At 55.5% G+C, this 24,553-nt stretch carries 20 protein-coding genes, 1 tRNA gene and 1 pseudogene; 8 read left to right on the plus strand and 14 right to left on the minus strand.

The annotated features are described in order from the left end of the window. Positions 1 to 193: 193 nt before the first annotated feature. The 7 genes from HPY30_12850 to rpsU all read right to left on the minus strand — a co-directional run bounded on the left by HPY30_12850 (position 194) and on the right by rpsU (position 5,817). The gene (locus HPY30_12850; GenBank protein QYZ66796.1) at positions 194 to 484 is read right to left on the minus strand and encodes a type II toxin-antitoxin system RelE/ParE family toxin; all 291 of its coding nucleotides are present in this window, start codon (positions 482 to 484) and stop codon (positions 194 to 196) included. Then, positions 474 to 728: a type II toxin-antitoxin system prevent-host-death family antitoxin gene (locus HPY30_12855; GenBank protein QYZ66797.1), complete on the minus strand. Its 255-nt coding sequence runs from the start codon at positions 726 to 728 to the stop codon at positions 474 to 476. The genes HPY30_12850 and HPY30_12855 overlap by 11 nt, the downstream gene beginning before the upstream one ends. A gap of 405 nt (positions 729 to 1,133) precedes the next feature. Beyond that, positions 1,134 to 1,210: transfer RNA gene (locus tag HPY30_12860), tRNA-Ile, on the minus strand. Between the two features lie 77 nt (positions 1,211 to 1,287). Beyond that, on the minus strand, positions 1,288 to 3,132 hold the full coding sequence (gene rpoD / locus HPY30_12865) for an RNA polymerase sigma factor RpoD (protein ID QYZ66798.1): 1,845 nt from the start codon (positions 3,130 to 3,132) through the stop codon (positions 1,288 to 1,290). 162 nt (positions 3,133 to 3,294) lie between these two features. After that, positions 3,295 to 5,049 (minus strand): DNA primase, encoded by a 1,755-nt coding sequence (locus tag HPY30_12870; protein ID QYZ66799.1) that lies wholly within the window; start codon positions 5,047 to 5,049, stop codon positions 3,295 to 3,297. Between the two features lie 83 nt (positions 5,050 to 5,132). Next, a complete protein-coding gene (locus tag HPY30_12875) occupies positions 5,133 to 5,576 on the minus strand; it encodes a GatB/YqeY domain-containing protein (protein QYZ66800.1) in 444 nt (147 codons plus the stop codon). 25 nt (positions 5,577 to 5,601) lie between these two features. Beyond that, positions 5,602 to 5,817, minus strand: a complete 216-nt coding sequence (gene rpsU, locus HPY30_12880; GenBank protein ID QYZ66801.1) for a 30S ribosomal protein S21 — start codon at positions 5,815 to 5,817, stop codon at positions 5,602 to 5,604. A 119-nt stretch (positions 5,818 to 5,936) separates the two neighbouring features. Here rpsU and tsaD point away from each other — a divergent pair, with 119 nt between their 5' ends. Continuing rightward, positions 5,937 to 6,974, plus strand: coding sequence for a tRNA (adenosine(37)-N6)-threonylcarbamoyltransferase complex transferase subunit TsaD (tsaD, locus tag HPY30_12885; protein ID QYZ66802.1), 1,038 nt, complete (start codon positions 5,937 to 5,939; stop codon positions 6,972 to 6,974). A 175-nt stretch (positions 6,975 to 7,149) separates the two neighbouring features. On the opposite strand, the gene plsY is transcribed toward tsaD, so the two are convergent. Then, on the minus strand, positions 7,150 to 7,746 hold the full coding sequence (gene plsY / locus HPY30_12890; protein QYZ66803.1) for a glycerol-3-phosphate 1-O-acyltransferase PlsY: 597 nt from the start codon (positions 7,744 to 7,746) through the stop codon (positions 7,150 to 7,152). Positions 7,747 to 7,996: 250 nt separating this feature from the next. Between plsY and folB the strand changes: the two genes are divergently transcribed. The 5 genes from folB (at position 7,997) to HPY30_12915 (ending at position 12,983) form a co-directional block, all read left to right on the plus strand. Further along, the gene (gene folB, locus HPY30_12895; GenBank protein QYZ66804.1) at positions 7,997 to 8,353 is read left to right on the plus strand and encodes a dihydroneopterin aldolase; all 357 of its coding nucleotides are present in this window, start codon (positions 7,997 to 7,999) and stop codon (positions 8,351 to 8,353) included. Next, positions 8,346 to 8,879, plus strand: a complete 534-nt coding sequence (gene folK / locus HPY30_12900; protein ID QYZ66805.1) for a 2-amino-4-hydroxy-6-hydroxymethyldihydropteridine diphosphokinase — start codon at positions 8,346 to 8,348, stop codon at positions 8,877 to 8,879. Before folB ends, folK begins: the two co-directional genes overlap by 8 nt. A 287-nt stretch (positions 8,880 to 9,166) precedes the next feature. Then, positions 9,167 to 10,408, plus strand: a complete 1,242-nt coding sequence (locus HPY30_12905; GenBank protein ID QYZ66806.1) for a DUF1015 domain-containing protein — start codon at positions 9,167 to 9,169, stop codon at positions 10,406 to 10,408. Positions 10,409 to 10,439: 31 nt separating this feature from the next. Beyond that, the gene (locus HPY30_12910) at positions 10,440 to 12,632 is read left to right on the plus strand and encodes a bifunctional (p)ppGpp synthetase/guanosine-3',5'-bis(diphosphate) 3'-pyrophosphohydrolase (protein QYZ66807.1); all 2,193 of its coding nucleotides are present in this window, start codon (positions 10,440 to 10,442) and stop codon (positions 12,630 to 12,632) included. 3 nt (positions 12,633 to 12,635) lie between these two features. Then, positions 12,636 to 12,983: a DUF2956 domain-containing protein gene (locus HPY30_12915; protein ID QYZ66808.1), complete on the plus strand. Its 348-nt coding sequence runs from the start codon at positions 12,636 to 12,638 to the stop codon at positions 12,981 to 12,983. A 71-nt stretch (positions 12,984 to 13,054) separates the two neighbouring features. Here the strand turns inward: HPY30_12915 and HPY30_12920 are convergent, their stop codons facing one another. From HPY30_12920 to HPY30_12935, 4 genes and pseudogenes are all read right to left on the minus strand, one after another. After that, entirely contained in the window at positions 13,055 to 14,266 is a 1,212-nt protein-coding gene (locus HPY30_12920; GenBank protein ID QYZ66809.1) for an FtsX-like permease family protein, read from the minus strand. Then, entirely contained in the window at positions 14,266 to 15,114 is an 849-nt protein-coding gene (locus HPY30_12925; protein ID QYZ66810.1) for an ABC transporter ATP-binding protein, read from the minus strand. Before HPY30_12925 ends, HPY30_12920 begins: the two co-directional genes overlap by 1 nt. Then, positions 15,056 to 17,014 (minus strand): annotated as a pseudogene (locus HPY30_12930) (VWA domain-containing protein). The gene HPY30_12925 and the pseudogene HPY30_12930 overlap by 59 nt, the downstream one beginning before the upstream one ends. 83 nt (positions 17,015 to 17,097) lie before the next feature. Beyond that, on the minus strand, positions 17,098 to 17,805 hold the full coding sequence (locus HPY30_12935) for a sel1 repeat family protein (GenBank protein ID QYZ66811.1): 708 nt from the start codon (positions 17,803 to 17,805) through the stop codon (positions 17,098 to 17,100). Between the two features lie 229 nt (positions 17,806 to 18,034). Between HPY30_12935 and HPY30_12940 the strand changes: the two genes are divergently transcribed. Beyond that, positions 18,035 to 18,676: an adenylate kinase gene (locus HPY30_12940; GenBank protein QYZ66812.1), complete on the plus strand. Its 642-nt coding sequence runs from the start codon at positions 18,035 to 18,037 to the stop codon at positions 18,674 to 18,676. Here the strand turns inward: HPY30_12940 and HPY30_12945 are convergent. Further along, the gene (locus HPY30_12945; protein QYZ66813.1) at positions 18,655 to 21,327 is read right to left on the minus strand and encodes an EAL domain-containing protein; all 2,673 of its coding nucleotides are present in this window, start codon (positions 21,325 to 21,327) and stop codon (positions 18,655 to 18,657) included. The two genes, HPY30_12940 and HPY30_12945, sit on opposite strands and share 22 nt — an antisense overlap. A gap of 67 nt (positions 21,328 to 21,394) precedes the next feature. Beyond that, on the minus strand, positions 21,395 to 23,779 hold the full coding sequence (locus tag HPY30_12950; GenBank protein ID QYZ66814.1) for a HAMP domain-containing protein: 2,385 nt from the start codon (positions 23,777 to 23,779) through the stop codon (positions 21,395 to 21,397). Between the two features lie 446 nt (positions 23,780 to 24,225). Here HPY30_12950 and HPY30_12955 point away from each other — a divergent pair, with 446 nt between their 5' ends. After that, positions 24,226 to 24,408, plus strand: coding sequence for a hypothetical protein (locus tag HPY30_12955; protein QYZ66815.1), 183 nt, complete (start codon positions 24,226 to 24,228; stop codon positions 24,406 to 24,408). The last annotated feature ends 145 nt before the right edge of the window (positions 24,409 to 24,553 follow it).

Genomic DNA, 24,553 nt, shown 5'->3' on the forward strand with positions numbered 1-24,553 from the left:
TGCATCATCGAAAATTGATATTTCCTCTGTTTCATTGACGCTCCTTTCCGCAAAAAGTCGAAAATCACTGGAAGGCAAAAGTGGCGATTGGTTTGTGTAAGATGGAACGTAGCAGAATACACGAAGCAAACGACGTTTTTATCCGAGTGAATTTGCCTTGTATGGGTGATTTACATCTAGTTGATAATAGTCATTATTCGACAAGTCGTTTTTTGGCCGTCTTGTAAGCTCGATTTCTCACGCGTTTACCTACGGAGAGGACCAAGATAACGACTTCTTCCTGATCTACGTGATTGACCAGCCGGTAACCTGAGCCGCGCAGTTTGATCTCGTAACAATCTGGCATTCCAAACAGCCGGGCGGCGGGTCGGATAGGGTTTTCGAGGACTTTCTCAAGTTTGTTTTTGATTGGACCCTGAATGCTTTGGTCGAGATCGTGCCATTCGGTCAGTGCCTCTGGCATGAATCTCAGTTCATAGGTCATCTAGTGAAACTGGAATGGCCTCATCAGCACGACTCAAGCGCTCACGGGCGATGGCGGCAAGTTCGATATCGTCCAGACGCCCCATCATCTCTTCAAAAAGTTCGGCTGGTACGCAATAGAACTCGGGTGTATCGCGGTTGAAAACAGTCACAGGTTCACCGTGCCCCGCCGAGACAAACTTGGAGGGATTACGCTTTAGTTCGGAAATTGAGCCGACCACATCGGCAAGAATTGCGTGTGGCATGATTTCGCCTTTTTGGCTAAAGGGAGCGGCTTCGGTTCCCTAAGTTGTCTTTCTGGGATTATCTCGTCTCCCATGGGAGACGAAGGGATTTGCATTTGGATTTCTACAGCATCCGCGAGGCAGAGTCTTCAAAAGAAGTATAGAAGGGATCGCTAAAAGGGTTAATTAAGAGGTTTTTCTAAAGGGTGCTTTAAAGTGGTCTAGAGCGAAGATTAGTCATCGGTGGCTGGTTTTTCTGGGGCGTCTGTCGGTTTTTGGGCGACAGAGTTGTAGAAGGTAGCTGGTTTTTGTGTGTGAAGCCATGCGAGTTCTCCTATTCCTTTAGGGCATGTTATTCATACTTCAAATGTGCACCAAGGAAAAATTATAGAAGTTCATTATTCCCTTAACTCTTTGTTTCATAAGTGGTGGGCCCTGAAGGACTTGAACCTTCGACCAAGGGATTATGAGTCCCCTGCTCTAACCAACTGAGCTAAGGGCCCGAATAGGGCGTGAGGATTGTAGCAAAAAGGCCGTGGGTACGCTCGCCGTACCCGCGGCCTTTTTGTGCTGTGGCGTTCTATTCGTTGTCCAGGAAGCTGCGCAGTCGGTCGGAGCGGGAAGGGTGACGCAGTTTGCGCAGGGCCTTGGCTTCGATCTGTCGGATACGCTCGCGGGTGACGTCGAACTGTTTGCCGACCTCCTCCAGGGTGTGGTCGGTGTTCATGTCGATGCCGAAGCGCATGCGCAGGACTTTTGCTTCGCGTCCGGTGAGGCCCCCCAGCATGTTTTGGGTTGCTTCGCCGAGACCTTCAGCAGTCGCAGACTCAACCGGTGAGACAACGCCGGAGTCTTCGATGAAGTCGCCGAGGTGGGAGTCCTCGTCATCGCCGATGGGGGTCTCCATAGAGATCGGTTCCTTGGCGATCTTCAATACTTTACGGATCTTGTCTTCAGGCATCTCCATGCGTACTGCCAACTCTTCGGGAGTGGCTTCCCGGCCCATCTCTTGGATCATCTGACGGGAGATGCGGTTGAGTTTGTTGATGGTTTCAATCATGTGCACCGGGATGCGGATCGTGCGGGCCTGGTCCGCAATGGAGCGGGTGATAGCCTGGCGAATCCACCAAGTGGCGTAGGTGGAGAATTTGTAACCGCGACGATATTCGAATTTGTCCACCGCCTTCATCAGGCCGATGTTGCCCTCCTGGATCAGGTCGAGGAACTGCAGGCCGCGGTTGGTGTATTTCTTGGCGATGGAGATGACCAGCCGCAGGTTGGCTTCCACCATCTCCTTCTTGGCGCGGCGTGCCTTTGCCTCGCCGATGGACATTTTGCGGTTTACCTCTTTGATCTCGCCGATTGTCAGCATGCATTCGGTTTCCAGGGTAAGGAGGCGTTTCTGTGACCGCAGAATCTCGTCTGCGTGCTCTTCCAGTGCCTCTGAATAGCCTTTGCCGCTTTTGATCTGGTCGTGGATCCAGTCCAGGTTGGTCTCGTTGTCCGGGAAAGAGACGATAAACTCTTTGCGGGGCATGCGGGCTCTGTCGACGCACAGGCCCATGATGATTCTTTCCTGGGCACGGATGCGCACGATGGAGCTGCGCAGTGTATTGACCAGCAGGTTAAATGTGTTGGGTACCAGCTTGAATACAAGAAAACTCTCAACGACTTTATCCACAGTCTTCTGGGTTTTGGCGCTGGCCCTGCCGTTTTTCTTCAATGTGGTGCAGAGTGCTTTGTAGCCCTTGCGCAGCTCTTTCGTTTTGGCGGCGACCTCTTCAGGGTCGGGGCCGGTATTTTCCGGTTCTTCCTCCTCTTCGCCATTTGCCTCTCTTGCTTCTTTTGCTTCCTCCCTGGCCTTGTTTTTGGCAGCGATGCTGGCAGGGGTGGGGATCTCGTTAATTTCGTCCAGGTCGATGAAGCCGTTGGTAACATCCGCCATGCGGGTTTCGCCAGCCTCAATGTTCTCCAGTCTGGTTGCCAGCAGGTCAATGGTGATAGGGAAGGTGGCGAGCGCGGCAGAGACCTGGATGAGACCGTCCTCGATGCGCTTGGCGATACGGAGTTCGCCCTCGCGCGTCAGCAGTTCTACGGTGCCCATCTCCCGCATATACATGCGGACTGGATCGGTCGTGCGGCCAAATTCACTGTCGACACTGGCGAGGGCGGCAGCGGCCTCCTCGGCGGCGTCTTCGTCGGTGGAGACGGCGTTGTCGCTGAGGTTGTTGTCTTCGAGGTCGGGGGCGGTTTCGTGGACGGTGATCCCCATGTCGTTGATCATACGCACGATATCTTCGATCTGTTCCGGCTCGACAATGCCTTCGGGCAGGTGATCGTTAACTTCCGCGTAGGTCAGGAATCCCTGTTCCTTACCCTTTGCAATCAGTTGTTTTAGCTGGGATTGCTGTGTTTCCTGATTCATTTTTTACCTTGTTATACGGGTGCGCACGAGCCGACAAACGAACTGCCCATTCTAGCACGTTTTTTTAATATTTTTCCAGTAGCGCCTTGAATTGTGCCCTGTTTCCATGCGTTTTACTCGAAATGTGACTGGTCTGTGGTTTGCGTCAGTTGCTCCTGTGCGCTATTCATTGTCATCGTCGGCCTCGATTTTGCCGGGAAATCTTTGTCTAAGCTCCGACAGCTCTTCAGACATCTCACTGAGCGGCGCGTTCCTTGGCGCCAATGCATTGGCTTTTCTGTATTGATCGACAAGCCTGTTCAGTACGTCATGAAACTCCGCTTCATGATCCATGCCTGGAAAATCAAACCGGCGTGCCGCAATTTTCGCCAGATGGCGGTACTCGTCCCGATCACGCCAGCGTTCGAGTAGTGTTGCTTTATTAAGCGTAGGATGGGTATAGATAATTTCAAGTAATTCATGCAGTAGAGAGATTCCCGGTGTATCCCAGTTTTTCCAGTCGTCGGACACTTCTTTTGCTATCGGTGCCACGGCTGGCATGTCGAGCAACAGGGCTATGGCGTTGCTGATCAGTTTGGGTCGCTGTTTCCTATACTCTCCGCCCGATGCGGGAGGGCGCTTGCCGGGTTGGGGCGGATTGGCGCTATTGCTAAGAGTGCCGCTCTGCAGACCCACTGTCTGCTCCAGTTGCTGATACATCATGCGACGAAAGATGCCGGGAGGCAGTTTCTCCAGCAGGGGTCTTGCCAGTTCCGCCAGCCGGGCGCGGCCATCGATGGTGTCCATTTGAACCTGGGATGCCAGATTCTCGAGCAGGAAGTTTGAGAGTGGCTGTGCCTGATCCAGACGCAGGTCGAACGCTTCGCTACCCTCCTTGCGGATCAGGGTATCGGGGTCTTCGCCGTCCGGCAGGAAGAGGAAACGGGCTTCGCGCCCCTCGCGCATCACTGGCAGGGCAGTTTGTAGCGCCTTCCAGGCAGCATCGCGTCCCGCTCGGTCGCCATCGAAACAGAAGACCACCTCAGGACAGGTGCGAAAGATCAGCTCCAGATGTTCCGGCGTGGTGGCGGTGCCCAATGTGGCCACGGCATTGCGAATGCCGAACTGGGTCAGGGCAACCACATCCATGTAACCTTCGACCACCAGTAGACGTTCGATCTTACGCAGTGCCTGCTTGGCCTCATAAAGCCCATAGAGTTCGCGGCCTTTATGGAACAGGGGTGTTTCCGGTGAATTGAGGTATTTGGGTGTGCTGTCGTCCAGCACGCGCCCGCCAAAGCCGATGGTTCGGCCGCGCTGGTCTCGAATGGGGAAGATTATTCGGTTGCGGAAACGGTCGTAACGTTTGTCGTCGGGTTCCGAGATGAGCCCGGTTTCGCGCAGTTTGCCGATGGTCTGTTCATCGGTGCCAAAATGTTTCAGCAGGTTGTCCCAGCCGGGCGGGGCGTAACCGATGCCGAAGGCGGCAGCGATCTCGCCGCTCAGACCCCTGTTTTTCAGGTACTGGACCGCCTGTGAGGCCAGGGGATGTTCGCGCAGTTGACTGCGATAGAAGTCAGCCGACTTTTCAAGCAGATCGTAGAGCGGTCGCAGATCCGGCCCTTGTGAGACTCCAGCCTCTCTGGGGACTTCCAGGCCCGCCATGCCCGCGAGGTCCTCGACGGCTTCGACGAAACCCAGGTTGTCATACTCCATCAGAAAGCCGATGGCGGAGCCGTGGGCGCCGCAACCGAAGCAGTGATAGAACTGTTTTTCGGCACTGACGGTGAAGGAGGGGGTCTTTTCGTCGTGGAAGGGGCAGCAGGCTTGGTAGTCTCTGCCGGCTTTTTTCAGAGGGACGCGGTGGTTGACCACGTCGACGATATTCACGCGCGTGAGCAGGTCATCGATAAATTGAGGGGGGATTCTTCCTGCCATGATGTCTGGCGGCGCTCAGCAACTGGGTCCGCTTAAGGATAGCGGAAAGTGGGGTTGCCGGCGGAAGATCTGGATGGTGGCTGTCAGCCGGCCAGTTTCTGCTTTACCAGTCCGCTGACCTTGCCCATGTCGGCGCGGCCCTGCATTTTTGGCTTCAACTGACCCATCACCTTGCCCATGTCCTGCATGGCGCTGGCGCCTGTGGCGCTGATGGCCTCGTCGATCATTGTGGAAATCTCTGCGTCGCTCAGGCCCTCCGGCAGATAGTCCTGAATGACCTCGATTTCGCGCTGTTCCTGGTCGGCCAGTTCGGCACGTCCAGCCTTTTCATACTGACTGATCGAATCCCGGCGCTGTTTGATCATCTTGTCCAGGATGGTCAGCACCTTTGCGTCGTCAAGCTCGATACGCTCGTCGACTTCGCGCTGCTTGATCGCCGCAGTGATCAGGCGAAGGGTGCCAAGCCGTGGCTTGTCCTTCGCCTTCATGGCGGTCTTTACATCATCCAGAATCCGTTGTTTCAACATAGCTGAAAGCGCCGGTCAGGTAGGATCAGTACTGGCGTTCCCAGCGACGGTTCTCGCGCGAGACCTTCTTCAGGTGACGCTTGACTGCTGCTGCAGCCTTGCGCTTGCGCTCCCAAGTGGGTTTTTCGTAGAACTCGCGGCGACGGACTTCGGCGAGGACGCCGGCCTTCTCGCAGGAGCGCTTGAAACGGCGCATGGCAACTTCGAAAGGTTCGTTCTCTTTGACGCGTACGTTGGGCATCTGTGTGTGCTTCCTAGGACTCTGTTAAGCTTTGCAAACGGTGAAAGGCGCGGATTTTACGCATAGATGCCGAGTTTTGCAAAATTAATCGTACATACTCTATGGGGAAACGACAGAATATGCGGGTTTTGGGAATAGAGACCTCTTGTGATGAGACCGGCGTGGCTGTCTATGATAGCAAAGGCGGCCTGCTGGCTCATGCGCTGCACAGTCAGATCGAAATCCATGCCGAATACGGTGGAGTGGTGCCGGAGCTGGCCTCCCGGGACCACGTGCGCAAGGCTTTGCCGCTGATTCGGGAAGTTTTTCATCAGGCGCATATCAGCAGCGAGTCCATCGATGGCGTGGCCTACACGGCTGGCCCAGGTCTGGTGGGGGCCTTGCTGGTGGGCAGTGCGATCGGGCGCAGTCTGGCCTGGGCCTGGCAGGTGCCGGCGGTGGGTGTGCACCACATGGAGGGGCATCTGTTGGCGCCGATGCTGGAGAAGGAGCCGCCCGGCTTCCCTTTTATCGCCATGCTGGTCTCCGGCGGGCATACCCAGCTGGTTAAAGTGGACGGGATCGGTAGATACCAGCTTTTGGGGGAGTCGCTGGATGATGCGGCGGGAGAGGCGTTCGACAAGACCGCCAAACTGCTGGAGCTGCCCTATCCCGGTGGGCCGGAACTGGCGAAGCTGGCGCAGGATGGCGATCCCAGACGCTACCGTTTTCCGCGTCCGATGACAGATCGTCCCGGGCTGGATTTCAGTTTCAGTGGACTCAAGACCTTTGCCCTCAATACCCAGCAGGTGGCCAAGCGGGAGGAAGGAGATCCGCTACCCTGGCAGACGCTGGCGGATATTGCCCGGGCCTTCGAAGATGCGGTGGTGGATACCCTGATGATCAAGTGTCGCCGTGCGGTAAGGCAGACTGGCGTCAAGACCCTGGTAATGGCGGGCGGTGTGAGTGCCAATCGCCGTTTGCGTGAATGCATTGGTGAGATGATGGTGAAGGAGGGCGGACGCGCTTACTACCCGCGACCGGAATTCTGCACCGACAACGGGGCGATGATCGCCTACGCGGGTTGGCAGCGTCTGCGGGCAGGGCAGAGCGAGCCGTTGCGGTTTTCCGCCAATCCCCGCTGGAAGATGGAAAGTTTGGAGGCGGTTGAAAGGTAACAGGTTTCAGGTGACAGGTATCAGGATCGTTTTGATTCCCTTTTCCTTCCCCACAGGGGAGGTAACAATTCAGCAGGGGCGGAGTGAAAATGTGATAATTTCTATTTGACCCGAAAAGTGCTCCAGCAATAATCCTGTTGTCACCTGTCACCTGTCACCTGTCACCTGTCACCTGTCACCTGTCACCTTTGGAAATACTGCCCTCCGCCCCCTGTAGCAGATTTTGGATATTGCTGCGGTGACGCCAGAACAGAATAATGCTCATCACGACCTGCATGGCGATCAGTTCCGGTGCTGGCCAGAAGTACCAGACAAAAACCGGCGCCAAGGCCATGGAGACGAGGGCGGCCAGGGAGGAGATGTTCAGCACCTTGGCCATGAAGAGCCAAACCAGCGCCACTGAGCCACCGACTGCCCAGTGCAGGCCGAACTGCACGCCCAGCGCAGTCGCAACACCCTTGCCTCCCTGAAAGCCGAAAAACAGCGGATAGAGATGACCGAGGAAGGCCGCTATGGCGGTGAGGGCGAGGATCAGAGGCGAATCGGTGAACAGATGGGCGATCAGCATCGGGATCAGCCCTTTCAGCATGTCACCCAGCAAAGTGATTGCCGCCGCTTTTTTGCCGCCGATTCGCAGCACGTTGGTGGCACCGGGATTGTTGGATCCCTGGGTGCGGGGATCAGGCAGCCTCATCAATTTGCAGACGATGATGGCGCTGGAGATGGAACCCAACAGGTAGGCGCCGAGCACAAGCAGTATTTCAATGATCATAGGTGAATTGGAACCCTAAGCCACTACAAGGTCAATACCCCTGGGAACTTCTGATCAATTGAATTATTGTCATCTCGACTGTAGGGAGAGATCTCCAGCTACAGAGTACATAGCAGGTATCGAGGTATGAGATTTCTCACTGCGTTCGAAATGACAGTTGTTCAGAGACTCTCCAGCCAGGGTGGATTGTTTTTCTCCTCCAGATCACTAATATGTCGTGATTCTCTAAGTCAGACAACAACGAAAAACTATGGATATTGTCTTCATCAGAAAACTGCGCATCGAGACGGTAATCGGCATCTACGACTGGGAGCGGGAGATCAGGCAGCCGGTGGTGATCGATCTCGAAATGGGAGCTGACATAGCCCGTGCGGCAGAGAGTGATCACATCGACGATACCCTGGATTACAAGGCAGTCTCCAAGCGGCTGATTCAGTTCGTGGAGGAGAGTCAGTTCCAGTTGGTGGAGACGTTGGCGGAGCGCTGTGCGGACATCGTGCTCGACGAGTTCGAAGTGCCCTGGGTGCGGTTGACCATGAATAAGATTGGTGCGGTAAGTGCCGCACGGGATGTCGGGGTCATCATCGAGCGGGGCAGTCGTGACTGAGTCTGCGGTGGTCAGAGTCTGGTTGAGCCTGGGCAGCAATATCGACAGACAGCGCCATATCACTCAGGCACTGCACGATTTGAAGGCTCAATTCGGTGAGCTGGTGGTCTCCCGCATCTATGAGAGTGAGGCTGTCGGTTTTGATGGGAACAGTTTTTACAATCTGGTGGTGGGGATTGAAACCGGTTTGCCTGTTGAAACGCTGGCCCAGCGGCTGCGGGGGATTGAAGATGCCAATGGCCGGGAGCGCTCGGGAGACAAATATACCCCCAGGACCCTGGATATTGACCTGTTGACCTATGGGGAGCAGGTGATAGATACACCAAAACTGCAGCTGCCGAGGGATGAAATTACCCGCTACGCCTTTGTCTTGCTGCCGCTGTCTGAGGTCGCGGGGGAAGAGATGCATCCCCAGACCGGAAAAACTTATCAGGCGCTTTGGGATGTTTTCGATGACGCCGATCAGCATCTCTGGCCTGTGGATGGCCAGCCGGCAGGCGGAAAAGAAAAACCCCCGGCTCCCTGATCCGTGGGAGCCGGGGCGATGTCGCCCTGCTTGGTTGGCAAATGTTTCAATCCTTGGTGCATCCGTGCGCCTTGATGTCATCCATAACGTCCTTATGGCGACAACTTAATCTTGGCACTTGAACCAAATTTTATCTGCGGGAAATTTCCGGGGTTTATGTAGGAATTATCTGACATGGATCAGGGAATGTGCTTGATCTGTGGCTCATGCATTTGAAACAATCTCTGGGTTTTACTTTATTGTTGACGCCGTAGCGTCTCTCCACCTGAACTTTTAAGGATCTCAACATGCCGTTGATCAGAGCGTTTCCGGGACTGCGTCCCGCCGCTGGTCGTGCCGCCGATGTGGCCGCCCCACCTTACGATGTAATGAATGAAGCGGAAGCCCGCGAGATGGTGGTGGGCCGTCCCTGGAGTTTCCTGCATATCTCCCGCCCAGAGGTTGACCTGCCTGAAGGCACTGACCCTTATGCGCCCGAAGTCTATGCCAAGGCGGCGGAAAATCTGGCGAAGATGGAGGATGAAGGCGTACTGGTGCGGGACGAAAAACCCTGTTTTTATGTCTATCGGCTGACCATGGGTGAGCATGTGCAAACGGGGCTGGCAGCTGTTGCCTCTGTAGAGGCTTACGACAACAATCGAATCAAAAAGCATGAATTCACCCGTCCTGCGAAAGAGGATGACAGGGTGCGTCAGGTCGATGCCCTCAACGCTCAGACCGGTCCGGTGTTTCTGGTCTATCCTAGTACCTCCGTTGTCGACAGCACTCTTGCAGAGATAAGCAGCGCCGCACCAGTTATCGAAGTCACCGCCGCTGATGGTGTGCTGCATGAGATCTGGATGGTGGCAGATAAGACCACAGTCGCTAGGCTGACCGATGCTTTCGATGCCATGGATGCCCTCTACGTGGCCGATGGCCACCACCGCTCGGCGGCGGGTTCCCGGGTGGGTGCTGTCCGCAAGGCGGACAATCCAAACCATACGGGCGACGAGTCCTACAATTACTTTCTGACTGTGATTTTTCCCCACAATCAGATGCAGATCCTCGACTACAACCGGGTGGTGAAGGATCTCAACGGGCTGGATTCAGCAGCCTTTCTGTCTCGGGTCGGTGAGGCCTTCAGTGTCGAGGTCAGCGATTTACCGGTTAAGCCGTCGCAGCCTGCCGAATTCGGCATGTATCTGGACAAGCAGTGGTACCGTCTGCGCCTGAGTGGAGAGCGTATCCCCAGCAACGATCCGGTGGGTCGGTTGGACGTGAGTCTTTTGGCTAACAATCTGATCGATCCGATTCTTGGGATCACCGATCCTCGCCGTGACAGCCGTATCGACTTTGTCGGCGGCATTCGCGGTCTGGCTGGTCTGGAGAAAAGAGTGGACAGCGGTGAGATGCAGGTCGCCTTTTCGTTCTTTCCCACCGGGATGGAAGACCTGATGGCGGTTGCCGATGCGGGGGAGGTGATGCCCCCCAAATCGACCTGGTTCGAGCCCAAGCTGGCGGATGGACTTGTGAGCCATGTACTCGACTAGTGTGAGCAGACGCTAACACAGTGAATCGCCAATGGTCAGAGTAACCACCAGTCTGCCCGAAGGAACGTCTGTCGATCAGCAGGGCATCGATGCCTGGCTGGAGGCGTATGGGCAGGAGAACAGTCGGGAGGATGTCGACTATCTGCGAGACGCCTGTGAATTGGCGCTGGATGCGGGTGGCGACGTCTTTCTTCCCACCGGTGAGACCCGGCTGCGTCATGGCCTCTCGGTGGCGGAGATTCTGTTTGGCATGCGCCTCGACCGAGAGACTCTTGCGGCGGCGATACTGCTTGGGTTGCTGACCGATTCAGCGATTACTCTGGAGCAGCTGGAAGAGCGCTTTGGCAAAAGCGTTGCCATCATGGTGGATGACCTTACCCGAATCGACGCTCTGACCGGTCTATCCTCCGAAACCAAACATGTGGATGAGGCGGAGCACGCAGAGAACCTGCGGCGACTCTTGCTGGGGATCGCGGAAGATGTCCGCGTCGTGTTGGTCGTTGTGGGTGAGCGGTTGCATTTGATGCGCATTGCCCGTGAGCTTCCCGAAGAGACTCGTCTGCGTCTGGCGCAGGAGACCCGCGCCATCTATGCACCACTGGCCAACCGATTGGGCATCTGGCAGGTCAAGTGGGAGTTGGAAGACCTGTCGCTGCGTTTTCTCAATCCGGATGATTACAAGCGTCTGGCCAGCCAACTGGATGGACGGCGTGAGGATCGGGAACGGTTTATCGACGAAGTGATTGAACTGCTCGACGGGGAGTTTCGCAAACAGGGCATAGAGGCGGACATCAGCGGCCGTCCCAAGCATATCTACTCCATCTGGAGAAAGATGCAGCGAAAAGCTGTGGATATCGAACAGATCTTCGACCTGCGGGCGGTGCGGGTGTTGGTAAGTGACATTGCCCAGTGTTACGAGGTGCTTGGTATCGTGCACGGGCTCTGGAAACACATCCCCGGTGAATTCGATGACTACATTGCCACCCCCAAGGCGAATATGTACCAATCCATTCACACTGCGGTGATCGGTCCTGAGGACAAGACGCTGGAGATACAGATCCGCACACAGGATATGCATCACCATTCGGAATTGGGTGTCGCAGCCCATTGGCGCTACAAGGAGAACGCCAAACATGATGCCGATTTCGAGCTGCGCGTTGTCTGGATGCGCCACTGGCTGGAGCTGAAAGACAATGGCGATCATCTCGAACAGATCGACACGGAGATGGAGGCGACCCGCATCTATGTCCTCACGCCGCAGAGCAAGGTGGTCGAGTTGCCGAAAGGCTCGACGCCGCTCGACTTCGCCTATGCGGTCCACACCGATATCGGGCACAGATGCAAGGGAGCGAAGGTTGATGGCCACATTGTGCAGCTCACACGTCCCCTGAAGAGCGGTGAAATCGTTGAAGTATTGACCTCGAAGAACGGTACGCCCAGCCGGGACTGGATCAATCCGCATCTCGGCTATCTGAAGAGCAGTCGGGCGCGAAGCCGGGTGCGTCAGTGGTTCAAACACCTCGATTATGAGCACTATGTCGAGCTTGGCCGTGCGGCTCTGGACAGGGAGATCGTCCGCCTCAGTGTGATCGAAAAGCCCGACCTGGAAGAAGTCGCGGAGAAACACAATCTCAAACAGGTTGACGATGTCTATGCCGCCATCGGCCGTGGCGAACTGTCACCCGTACAGGTGGCCGGTTCCGGGATAAGGGAAAAGCAGCAGGAGCAGACCGAACTGCCCCTGGAAAAGGCGCGCACTAAAGCGCAGATCAAAGGCGAAGTGGTGGTGGATGGGGTCGACGATCTGATGACCACCATGGCCCGTTGTTGCAAGCCGGTCCCCTATGATTCCATTGTTGGTTACGTCACCCGCGGCCGGGGCGTGACGGTGCATCGGCGGAATTGCTCCAATATCCGCGCGATGGATGAGGACGAACTGGGACGTCTGGTGGAGGTAGGCTGGAGTGATCAGCATGAAGAGTCAACCTACCCGGTCGATATCCGTATCCTTGCGGCTGACCGTAAGGGACTGCTGCGTGATATCTCATCGATCTTCACCAGCGACGAGGTTGATGTCATCAGCGTCACAACGCATAGTGACCGCAAGGCCGATACCGCCACGATGCAATTTACCGTCGAAGTGAACGACATGGAACAGCTCAGTCGTCTGATGACCAAAGTCGAGCAGTTGCCTGACGTGATGGACGTCAAACGGGTGGTTTGATCTATGGCAAAATATTCCAAAAAAGCGCAGGTTTCGGGAGAAACCAGGGACGAAGCGATGAAGATTGCCCGCGGGACGCAAAAACCGGGACAGACTAAGGAGCAGACGAAGCTGATTGCCCAGGGCATCCAGAAGGGCATTGACCTCTATAAGAAACAACACAAGGTCAAGGCGCGGGAGCTCGATAAAAAACTGAAGAAGGCCACGGCTTCAGCAGCACCGCAACCTACACAGGCGGAAGCTATCCCGCCTTCTACACTGCAGAAAAGCAGCAAACTGCCCTGGATATTGCTGCTGCTCTCCTGGGTCTGTTTTGGTGCCTACTTTTTTCTGACCGGCTATGCGCAATGATCCTGTAGGAGCGGCGCCCCGCCGCGAAAGCTCGATTCCAGTTCCATTCGCGGCGAGGCGCCGCTCCTACGTTAGATATCCCGCAGGCCCTCTGACGGCTCGATTCTGGCAGCGCGGTAACCCGCCAGGGTGGCTGCAAGGATAGCAGCGGTGCAGGTCAGCCCCAGAGCGATGAGAAAGTGTTCCGGCAACAGTCGGCAGACAGTGTCTCCACTCTCCAGTTGTGAGGCGAACATCTCATTGATTGAATAGGCGACGCCCAGGTAGATCAGGGATGCACTGGCCCAGCCGAGGATGCCGGTAAAAAGTGACTGGATCACCGGGAACCAGATGATATCACCGGTGCGAAAGCCCACCAGTCGCAGTACGCTCAACTCTTTGCGTTTACGGTCAACATTGGCCCATAAGCTGGCGCCGAGAGAGAAAGAGAAGCCGATCAGGCCGATCACGGCGATCAACCAGAACACCGCGCTCAGGTTACGATCCATGTTGCGGACGATCTCGATATCCGCCGCGCGGGTGCGGACCTCTATGCCCTGCTGCAACAGTATCTTGCTGATAGGTTCAACATCGTAGATGGAGCGGGTATAGAGCCGAAAACTGGGGTAGGTTCGCCCCGTCCCTTCCGGTTCGTTGCCTTTCCAGCCGAGGGCAGGCACCGCCTGGCCGTCACGAAACGCCTCTGCCGACTCCACCAGGTAGACTGGGGCAAATGCGCCGTCACGGCGGAACGCCCCAGGTTTGGCAATATCCACGACCGTCAATTCGATATGCACCCGTTCGCTGCGGCCACGGAATCTCCGGGCCAGGCTGCCGCTTATCTTGTCGTCCTTACCAGCCTTGAGTTTGCGTGCCGCAGATTCGGACAGGACGAGTTGATGCAGCCCGGTGGGTATATCGAGTCCGTTCAGCAGTGGGTCACCACGATCCGTGGGCAGCATCTCCACCGACAGGATGCGGGAGGCCTTTTCGCTCTTGAGCTGAATGGTGGCGGCGATGGCGCGGGTGCGGGGCACGATGAAGTTGACACCGTCCTGGCTGCGCAAATTTTCGATCCAGGCCCGGTCGTAGCGGCCGCTGCCGATAGGACGGATCTCACGGTTGCGGGGATCTTCGATCAGATTGTCCAGCATGCTGCCGATGATGCCGAACTTGAGTCCGAAGAGGATCATCATCGGCCCCAGCACAGCGGCCAGGGCGATTACGAAGAAGCTGGACATCTGCCATTCGTTCTTGTAATCGCGATTGGCGAGCCAGAAGACGTTTTTAAAGCGGCGCAGCACTATCCACTAACCACGGTTTCGGTGGTATGGCCATTCTCCTCGCGCCGAGTGACGTGGGAGAGGTGGCGCAGACCCAGCCGGTTGATATGCCGCCAGGCGTGGCTGGCGATGATGACGGTAATGTTGAGCTCATCCACCAGTTCGATGAAGAGGGACATGATCTTCTCGGCGGCGATCGGGTCGAGGGAGGCGGTGGGTTCGTCGGCGATGACGATAGAGGGGCGATGAGCCAGGGCGCGGCCTATGGCAACCCGTTGGCGCTCACCCACGGAGAGCAGGTGCGGCAGTTTGTCGAGATGGCGCCGAATACCGAGATTGCCGGCGAGTTCTTCAATAATTTCATCTCCCGGCATATTGAGCAGCCGCCGCGAGAGACCGATATTTTCCCGCACTGTGAGATAGGGCAGCAGTCCGCCTGTCTGCATGACATAACCGATACGTTGACGGCGCAGGTCGCCAAGTCTGTTGAGCCGCTTCTTGCGCCAGTGCTCTGAGATATCCACGGGTTCGGTGCCGGGTCCCGGGCGAAAGCGGAAGGAGCCTATTTCGCTGGGCTTCAGGGTCATGGAGAGCATATCGAGCAGGGTGCTCTTGCCGCTGCCGCTCTCTCCGATCAGTGCGACCTTCTCCCCCATTGCGATCTGCAGGCTGGGCACGCGCAGGCGGAAGGCCACGCCCTCTGCCTCACGGGTTTTTACCACGTCGCGCAAATGGTAGATGAGTATCCTGTTGCCGGAGGTGGGGCTGGGTGCCCCCGGCCGCTCATGGGAAAAACTGCTCACAGTTAATTTAAGGCAGCATTTCCAACGCGATAGGGAATACTGAGTCTCCGGATATCGAACTGCCATCGAGGGAGACCCAGAGGTCGGTATGGTCGTGCAGAACCTGGTAGTAGTTGATCTTCTCCTCCATCCGGTGGATGAAGGCGAGTTGATCCCTCGCCGGCCAGTCCTGCCAGTTCTCCAGGGAGAGGCCCATCACTTCGCCGGTGTAGGGCAGGTCTTCGATATATTCGCGCATGAAACCCATGTCCGCCAGATTGCCTTCGAGGGCGCCACTGACGCGGGTGGTGCTGCCGAGTTGATCCGGATCCCGGGAGATGGTGGCTGCCAGGCTCTTCAGATCATTGAGAAAACTGCGAGGGGAGAGCAGACCCTCCTCTGCGGTTTCCAACACCTGCCGCATGATGCTGTGCAGATCACTCAGCTGATCGCGAGTCAGTAGGACGCGCACGTCCAAGGTCTGACGCTCCGGGTTTTTAAAATCCCGATCCACCAGCCAGGCATTGAAAACGCTGGGGATCTGCTCCGCCTTGTCCTGCTGCAGATAGCGCATGCGCAGGGCATAACCGAGTTTTGCGACCTTGGCCTGGAACTGGGCCAGTTGATCCGGTTCCTCTTCCTGCACAACCTCCTGCTCTACGCTGGCGGGGACAGGGGCGGGTTTTGCCTGATTCTGGATCGTCTTGCCTGCAGCGGCGATGGCAGTGACCTTGACCTGATCGGTGATCTGGTGGGCCAGTGAGTCCATGACGCGGCCAAAGCGGTTCACGTCACCGGTCTTGACGCCGAAATAGAAACTGCCGATGCCCGGATAGTAGGAGAGCGCCTTGTAACGTTCTGCAGCGCCTTCGTGGTTGGCGTATTGGCTTGGGGTCAGCAGATGCAGCACCGAGAGGGCGATACCTTTGTTACGTGCCAACCGGGCGAGGCTTTCGGCATTGAGGCCGGTGCCGGAAAGAGGATCGGAGGCGTCTCGTGGGCCGGCGTCGGTGATCAGCACGACATAGCGGGCATCCTGTCCCTCCCAGTTGATGTTGTCGATGGCCTCGTTGATGCCGGCAAAACTGTCTTCGATAAATCCTTTGCTGGAAGCGGTGGCGGCCTTCAGCGAAGAGACCTGCCTGAAGAAACCGTCGGCGTTCTGCCCCTGTTCGAGTGTGACGTAGGTGCGGGTAAGGTACTCCAGTTCCGGTACGCTTTCGGGGTTGTCCCTAAAGGCGATCAGGCCAAAGCTGACATCGCCGGTAAGTTCCTCTTTGGTGATGGTTTCGTAGACCTTGCGTACTGCCTCACGGGTGCGGTCGATGTAGGGATCCATGGAGAGGGTGGCGTCGATGACAAAGACTACGCCTGAGCGGAACCGTTTGGTCGGCGCTGCTGTTGTTGGGTTGGCCAGTTTTGCCTGCGCTCTCTTCGGCGGCTGCTTTTTGGTTGTCTGCAAAGGTACGCTGGAGACTTGCAGGATGCGCGCCTGTTCATTGCCGAGATAGACATCCTCATGGCTGCGGATAGGGACCAAATAGAAATCCTTGAGGATGTCCACATGGGTTTTTGGCTGGATGGCGATAACCGGAGATTCAGTGGTCAGTTTGCCGCTTTCAGCATCCGCATAGACCTGCTTGTAGTGTTCCAGATCATAGGTGTCCACCAGTGATCTGAGTCCTGCCTTGTCTCTGAACAGAAGGACTCGGTCGTTGCCCAGGGGTTCTCTAAAGGCGATGGTCAGCCCCTGATTCCAGGGGATCAGATCCGTCTCCCTGATCCAGCCCGCAAGCTGGCCGTGGCGGTTATGCCCCACCTGCTGCCAGCCCTCACCGTTGACTTCCTTCCGTGCATAGACATAAAAGGCGGTAAAGGGGATGGCTTTCTCTCCCGCTTCACTCTCCGGGGTGGAGTGGAATCGCGCATCCGGTTTGGCCAATACACGCTGATAGAGCGACTGCTTGTCCGGCATCAGAAGGGGGCGAAGAGGGGTCTCCAATGCGGCAAACAGTGGGCCGTTCGTCAGGGTAAGGAGCAGAATAAGGGGAAGAATTCGCAGTTGCATAGTCATTGCCAGTTCAGCAGCAGTCGTTGCGCTTGGGGGTCTCCGTTGGCAGCCGCCTGCTCAATGGTATCGTGCAGTGTGGCGAGGCGGGTCTGTGCCTCGCTGAGTCCATTTCCGGCGGCCATGGAGTACCACTTGAAGGCTTGGGTCGGGTCAGGCTGATCGAGTACGTCGTTGTCGGCATCGAACGTGGCCGGGTCGTTCATCTTGCCCAGGATCAGGGCCGAGTCCGCATGACCCTGCCGGGCGGCGAAGAAATAGAGCAGATAGGCGTCAGTGGTTTTGCCCTCCTGCTGGAATGAGTCTGCCCGTTGACTCAGCTGATTTAGTTCCAGGTTCTCCCTGCCATTACGGATAGAGGCGATAAGGATTCTCGCAGCCTCACCCTCTTCCAACTCCGGGGAAGGGGGGGGGAGAGTTTGAGGCATCTCTGTCTTCGCCGTCTGGATATTGAGTGTATCGGGTTTGGACTCAGTCTCTACCGACTCCTCCTCCGTCTGCCTGGCCGCTTCGATCTGGGCGCGGATGATGGGGTCGATCTCATCCTGCGGTATCTCGGGGCTTACCTCTTCCGTAAAGAGCATCGGGTAGAACCAGAAGATTAGCAGGGCGACGGCCCCCAGTGCCAGGATCAGCCTGATACGCCCATTGCCACCGCGCGGGTTGCCGGAGGCGGGTTCATCGTGGGTTGTCGGGTCAGGGGAGTTCATGCTGCGTCCAGGTCGACCTTGTTAGGTTGGAGAATCCGTCTGCAAAACGAGCAGGAAGACGATGAATTTCACCAGAATGGGCGACGAAAATCCACCGTTGAGGCGGTCTATTTGCAGACAATTTTGATTTTTTCCCCCAGTAACGACACAATCTGCGCCCAATTCCCGTGTGAGCGGGGGAAACATCTCATCAACTCGATTCTCCATTTTAAGTAAAAAAGGTAAGACTATGCGACTGATTCTTCTGGGTGCGCCCGGCGCGGGCAAAGGCACTGTAGCCAAACTGTTGACCGCTATCGACGGTTCCGTACAGATCTCCACCGGCGATATCCTGCGCGCCGCCGTCAAGGCCGGCACCGAACTGGGCAAGAAGGCCCAGGCAGCCATGACCGCCGGTGAGCTGGTCTCCGACGACCTGATCATGGGCATCATGGGCGAGCGCCTGCTGGAAGACGACTGCAAGGCCGGTTTCCTGCTGGACGGTTTTCCCCGCACCATTCCCCAGGCAGAGGCGTTGAAGGAATTGCTGGCCAAGCTGAACATCGAACTGGACGGCGTGGTCAACCTGAACGTGCCGCGTGAGGTGATCCTCGATCGTTTGACCACCCGTCGTACCTGCGTGGACTGCGGTGCCATCTACAACGTCAAGAGCAACCCGCCGAAGGAAGAGGGCAAGTGTGACGCTTGCGGCGGTGCCGTGGTACAGCGTGACGATGAGACCGAAGAGGCGATCTCCAAGCGTCTGGACGTCTTCAACGAGCAGACCGCACCGCTGGCTGGCTTTTACGAGGGCGAAGGTATGCTGTGGGACATCAACGCCACCTCCAGTGACGTTGTTGTCGATACCATTCAGGCCAATCTGAAAGGCTGAGAATGAAGTTTGGTACCGGTTCCAGTGGGGGCCGGTACCAGCCAACCTGATTTCCTGGTCAATAACTTCCCGGCTTCTTCTGACGTTACAGGTGGGGAGAAGATATAACCCTGAACGCTGTTGCAACCCAGTTCCTGAAGTTTCTCCAACTGCTCCCGCCTCTCCACTCCCTCGGCAATCACATCCATTCTGAAGCTTTTCGCGACGGCAACGATGCCCCCTATCAGGTCAGCATGTTGAGTTCCCTTGCCGATGTTTGCTACGAAGGAGCGGTCAACCTTCAATGCGTCGAACGGAAAACGGTGCAGGTAGCTCATCGATGAGTAGCCGGTGCCAAAATCATCGATATAGAGGCCCACTCCGAGCTGCTTTATCTGGTCTAGGATAGCGCAAGTGGTTTCCACATCCTCCATCAGAATGTTCTCGGTGATCTCAAGTCTCAAGCTTCTGGGCGGCAGCCCCGTTTCCCGCAGTACATTTTCCAGCCAATCGATATACCCGGGGAAAAGAACCTGTTTCAGAGAAAGGTTGACGCTCACGTACAGGTCAGCATGGGAAGGAGATTGGCTAATCCATTGTTGCATCTGCCGGCAGGCCTTGCCCAATATCTGCACTCCGAGCGCCTGGATCAAACCACTCTCTTCAGCGATCCGGATGAACTCATCCGGTGAAACCATGCCGTAAATTGGATGATCCCAACGGGCGAGGGCTTCGAAGCCGGCAAGACGGTCTGACTCGATGCCGATAATCGGCTGATAGTGGACCTGCAACGCTTCATTTTCCACCGCCTGGCGCAGGTCTATCTCTTTGTTCAGCAACATGATTGCCTGTGCATGCATTTCGCTGTCGAACACTGCAGTCTGCCCAGGACCCAGGTTCTTGGCTCGGTACATTGCGCTATCAGCGTTGCGTAGCAGTTTCTCCGCATCCTGATCGTTCGGCTTGGCGAGGGCAATGCCCACGCTGGTGGTGGAAAAGACCTCGTGTCCCGCCAATTCAAATGGGCGTTTGAACATCTCATGTATGCGTCCGGCGATACGATAGGGTTCGGCGACATCATCGATCTCATCCAGCAGAATGATGAATTCGTCACCCCCCAGACGGGCCACCGTATCACTGGGGCGAATGCATGCCTGCAGTCGCTCTGATGCACCGATCAGCAGTTGATCACCTGTCGTATGACCGAGGCTGTCATTAACATTTTTAAATCGGTCAAGATCCAGGAAAAGAACCGCAAACAGGCTGTCAGGATGCCGCTTGGAATGCTGTATCAAACGATCCAACCGCTCCATGAACAGAGCCCGGTTAGGTAGTTTGGTCAAAACATCATAAAAGGCATGTTGCTGCAGTTCCTGTTCAGCCTGATCTTGCATGATCATACCTGCCAGCACATGGGTCACAGCCAATAGAAACCGGACTTCATCCTCGCTCTTCCGATGGTGCGCTTCAACATAGAGATTCAATATGCCGATGGTTCTTTCATTGGAGAGAATGGGGACGCAGTAGTGGCCGTGGTCTGCCATTGGTAAACCGGTATTCAGATGTCGCTCATCCACGCAATCCGAAAAAAGTATTTCATCACCCTGTGCTGCGCGACCACAAAGACATTTTCCGAAAGGCACCGTTGCGCAAGCCGTTTGCAGGGATTTTGACAACCCACGCTGTGCCTGCATTATCAATGAAGGATCGTCGCCCTCTACAAGAAAGATGCAGCCTTTCTCCTGAATGTGGAACCAAGGTATGGAAAGTATCTGATCGAGGGATTGCTTCAGCTTCTCCTTCAATGGAACGGACTGCATGGAGAGTTTGAGAATAGAGGAGAGCACCCTCTGCGAGTGGTAATCCTGCCGGATCTTTTTCTCACTTTCCCGCAGATTCCATTCCGCCTGTTCCCGTTCCCGGATATGCAGGGACTGACGCCGGTAACCCATACCCAAACCGGCCATACCAACCAGCCAGATCGTAGCAAGTATGGCTATCATTACCTTTGTATGATGTATGGCCTCCTCTTCAAGCCGGGCCATTGGTATCGATACGCTGATAGCTCCACTGAGATCATCCAGTTTGAATCCCTGTTGAATATGGCATTTGAGGCAGGGTTTTGCCATCGTCAATGGCCGAATCAGACGTAGATAGGGTTGCCCATCCAACGCTGTGACAGCGGTTATCTCCCTGGCTCCACCTTTGAAGGCTTCCAGCGCCTCCGCTTCCCAGGTATCTGGCTTGTTTTTCGGGTTTAACGGACGTAGTCCGCTGATGTGGCCACGTACTCCCGTGTCACCCTCATCGACCATTTCGTAGAACCGGCGCGTCATCAAAGCCGGATTGATCAAGGTCAGGAGACGCCCGGATGGAGTGGACACGTCCCGTTCCGGATACTCCGCTAATAGTGGATCGGGTTGGGTCTGCCCGGTAACCGGCACATAGACGCCGCCATGTTTGGCACCCCAGCGCCGGAAGGCGAGATCCTTGAAGAAATTAGCGCGTAGTTGGGTTCGCGCCTGCTCCTGAGCATCTTGGTACTCATGGTGGACACCCCAGGCAAGGGCGCTCAGGATGCACAATGTCCATGCAGCCGCCAAGCCGATAAACCAGGGTTTGACATCGTACTGCACTGATCGATCCGTCCCTTCCAAACGATGACCCGACACGCCATCTTTTCCAACAGACTACTCGTAACCTGAAGCAGGTCAACTACCGTTTCGATAAGATTCAGGATCAACGATCCAGAATCGCACCTTCCACCTTTACCAGCAGGCCAATAATTTCATCGGAAAGCGGACCTACTTTTTGATATAGAGCCTCCGCATCAGCCGTCTGCCCCGTCTCCTTCAGCGTAACGATATCCTTGATGATGCGATGCATCTCCGCATGGGGTGTATCTATCGCTTTCATCTGTGGGATATCACCATAGGCCTTGATCCCTTCGGAATAATACCATTTGCCCAACACGCAATCGTGATGCGATACCGCTTCTTTGTGAGAGAGCGACTCTCTGCCGTCGAGGAAAGCCCGCAGCCGGGCCTTCCAGGCTAAATGTGCAGATTTTGCTGACTCAAAATCCACGCCTATTTCACCTGCAATCGTAAACTGCTGAATGTTACCCTGGAGCTCTGCGGCCAGTTTGCCCAGTCTATCCGTAATTTCTGTTGTCAAACGGGCATCCTGTGCGGTTTCCTTGCTGACCTTGCTGATGTTGGCAATGTTAAAACTGATCTCCTCTGCAACGGTGCGCTGCTGAGCTGAAGCCGTGGCTATCTGGGTGTTCATGGTGTTGATGGTGCTGATTGCTTCAGTGATTCCCTGCAAGGATTCAAGGGTTTGTCGGGCCTGCTCGACGTTGGCCTCCGCCTTTTTCCGGCCTGTGCCCATCACGCTAACTGCACGGTGTGTGCCGGTTTGCAGGCGCTGGATCATCGCCTCGATTTCACCCGTCGATTTCTGCGTCCGGTTGGCCAGATTGCGTACTTCATCGGCAACCACGGCAAAACCCCGTCCATGCTCACCGGCACGGGCCGCTTCGATAGCTGCATTGAGCGCCAGCAGGTTGGTCTGTTCCGCAATGCTTTTGATTACGTCCAGCACCGCGCCGATATTCTTGCTGTCAGCTTCAACCTGTCCAATTACTGATTCTGCAGTTTGTACTTCGGTTGCAAGCGACTGGATGGCGTCGGCGGTCTCAGAGACAATATCGCGCCCGGCACTCGCCTCTTTCCCTGCCGCCTGCGCTGCTCTTTCAGCCGTTGCGGCATTATTGGCAACATCGACAATGGTTACGGTCATCTCATTCATGGCGGTGGCTACTTGTTCTGTAACTGTTTCCTGCCGACAAATCCGACGCGTGATCTGGCTGGTTTTTTCCTCGGTCTTCACGACTGCGGCGATCACTCCGCTGGTGGAACGTGCAGCGTCACCAACCAGATCCCGGATCTTGTCTGCAAAGGCATTAAAACCATCGGCCAGCTGACCGATCTCGTCATCGCCACATTTAAACAGACGCCGTGTCAGGTCACCATCCCCACAGGCAATTTCATCCATGGTAGCCGCAGCATGCCGCAAGGGTTTGCTGATCACCCGGGCGATAATCCAGGCGATCAGCAAGCCGACCAACAGCCCAAAAGCAGACAATGCCCAGACTAGCCGGGTTGTACCCGAGGCATCAGTCAGCAAGGCATTACTGGTCTGTTTGATCTTGTATTCCTGTTCCTTTACCAGGGTATCCAGTTTACCTTCTATGGCCCTGAACAGTGGGCCGATTTCACTGCGTATCAACCAGGCATCGGTACGCCATTTTTGACTGCTATGGAGGGTGTGTAACTGCTTCAAACGTTCCTTGAATAGCGGCGTTTCCTCCTTGATCTGTTCCAAGGCATCTGCCTGGTCCAGCGTCAATTCATCCCCATAGCCGGTAACTTTCACGACCAATTTGTCTGCTTGTTGAATATACAGTTCCATATCCGTTAGCGCGGATTCACTCCGAAACGCCAGGTAACCGCGAATACCGTTCATCACATTGCTCCAGGCGTAGCGCAGATCAGCGATATCGGCCAGAAGCTGTTTGCGCATCTCATCGGACTCTTCGTCCAGTTCGGATAAAATCATTTGCGTGGTGAGCTGCGCCATGGATCTGGTTATGGAGTTGATGTTGGCATTGGCGAAGGCAATGCCGGGGAAATTCTTCTCAGCATTGGCTGCCGCTTCAAACAGGCCAGCCTCAAGCGCGCGGAAACGCTGCACGTCGGTATCAATCGCTTCTACCAGTGCCAAGGCTTCTGCATCCTTGCCAATGGCCGGTAGCTGTTTCAGCGAGGCAATCACCTTATCCACCCGGGCAAGCCCTTGCTGGTAGGCGGTCTTATGGGTCTCCTCCTTGCTGAGGAGATAGAATCCCAACGCACTTGCTGACTGCTGCAGTTGGGTTGCCAGCTCTTTGGAGAGTATGAGGGTAGGTTGTCGCGCTTCCACCACATCCGTGACTCGTTCCTGTACGCCGCTCAGGCTGACCAGCGTCAAAGAAGAAATGACGGCCAATACTGATAGTACCAGCCCAAATCCCAACCAGATCTTGAGATTGATTCGCAGAGATCCTAATAACTGTTTCATACTCCAAATTCCGTTAATTTTACGAATAGATATTCCTTTTGGAACTGTGCATGGCGTTGATGCCAGGCAGGCCGATGATCACCGTCGAAACCGCGGCAAAACCGACCAGAAAGATTGGGCTGGTTTTAATTGTCAAGTTATATGAGATATTCATAACCATCTCCCTTTGGTAATTTATTATTTGTATTGATTGAGGTGTACTTGAGCAATCCAAGATTCTTTGGAAAATACATCTCTCTATGCGCCTTTCGGCTGGTTTGGCAAATACTTTAGAAAATTAGTGCGTCTATTTTTCTTGTCCTGTGCAGTGCTATCCTCCACAAAAAATTTTCTGTTTGTGTTAGTTTTACAAGACGCGTTCAAGATAACTCTGGATGCAGTGATGAAGTCGCTCAATTGCGAATGAGTTGGCCCTGTCATTGTTAGTGATATTGGAGGATAGGTATTTGCTGAAATCGGCCCTACTCGGCAAGCTCTCATTCTGGCTCGTCATCATCGGTGTTTTTGCCTTGATAACCCCAAACCCGGCTTGGCCGGAGTGGCTGGCGCGCATGGTGCTTTCCACCGGTATCGCTCTGGGTCTCACCACGATTGGCGTGGGACTCTGGAACCACCGGAATAAAAAATAAGCCGTTGACGGCACCGTAATAGCGGGGCATGCTGTCTGTCATGATCTCTTTACACGTTAAACATCTGTTCGTCATGCGCCGACTGTCCATTTGGGCGGTGGTCATGCCGTCTGCGTGTCTGGAGGAAAAGATCAGCGATTGATCT

Source organism: Gammaproteobacteria bacterium (ex Lamellibrachia satsuma), from assembly GCA_019623805.1.
Lineage (GTDB): Bacteria > Pseudomonadota > Gammaproteobacteria > Chromatiales > Chromatiaceae > QGON01.

Excerpts from the sequence above, each read along its gene's own strand:
- HPY30_12850 (QYZ66796.1), bottom strand. The coding sequence starts at position 484 with ATGACCTATGAACTGAGATTCATGCCAGAGGCACTGACCGAATGGCAC.
- HPY30_12855 (QYZ66797.1), bottom strand. The coding sequence starts at position 728 with ATGCCACACGCAATTCTTGCCGATGTGGTCGGCTCAATTTCCGAACTA.
- rpoD (QYZ66798.1), bottom strand. The coding sequence starts at position 3,132 with ATGAATCAGGAAACACAGCAATCCCAGCTAAAACAACTGATTGCAAAG.
- HPY30_12870 (QYZ66799.1), bottom strand. The coding sequence starts at position 5,049 with ATGGCAGGAAGAATCCCCCCTCAATTTATCGATGACCTGCTCACGCGC.
- HPY30_12875 (QYZ66800.1), bottom strand. The coding sequence starts at position 5,576 with ATGTTGAAACAACGGATTCTGGATGATGTAAAGACCGCCATGAAGGCG.
- rpsU (QYZ66801.1), bottom strand. The coding sequence starts at position 5,817 with ATGCCCAACGTACGCGTCAAAGAGAACGAACCTTTCGAAGTTGCCATG.
- tsaD (QYZ66802.1), top strand. The coding sequence starts at position 5,937 with ATGCGGGTTTTGGGAATAGAGACCTCTTGTGATGAGACCGGCGTGGCT.
- plsY (QYZ66803.1), bottom strand. The coding sequence starts at position 7,746 with ATGATCATTGAAATACTGCTTGTGCTCGGCGCCTACCTGTTGGGTTCC.
- folB (QYZ66804.1), top strand. The coding sequence starts at position 7,997 with ATGGATATTGTCTTCATCAGAAAACTGCGCATCGAGACGGTAATCGGC.
- HPY30_12905 (QYZ66806.1), top strand. The coding sequence starts at position 9,167 with ATGCCGTTGATCAGAGCGTTTCCGGGACTGCGTCCCGCCGCTGGTCGT.
- HPY30_12910 (QYZ66807.1), top strand. The coding sequence starts at position 10,440 with ATGGTCAGAGTAACCACCAGTCTGCCCGAAGGAACGTCTGTCGATCAG.
- HPY30_12915 (QYZ66808.1), top strand. The coding sequence starts at position 12,636 with ATGGCAAAATATTCCAAAAAAGCGCAGGTTTCGGGAGAAACCAGGGAC.
- HPY30_12925 (QYZ66810.1), bottom strand. The coding sequence starts at position 15,114 with ATGGCAGTTCGATATCCGGAGACTCAGTATTCCCTATCGCGTTGGAAA.
- HPY30_12935 (QYZ66811.1), bottom strand. The coding sequence starts at position 17,805 with ATGAACTCCCCTGACCCGACAACCCACGATGAACCCGCCTCCGGCAAC.
- HPY30_12940 (QYZ66812.1), top strand. The coding sequence starts at position 18,035 with ATGCGACTGATTCTTCTGGGTGCGCCCGGCGCGGGCAAAGGCACTGTA.
- HPY30_12950 (QYZ66814.1), bottom strand. The coding sequence starts at position 23,779 with ATGAAACAGTTATTAGGATCTCTGCGAATCAATCTCAAGATCTGGTTG.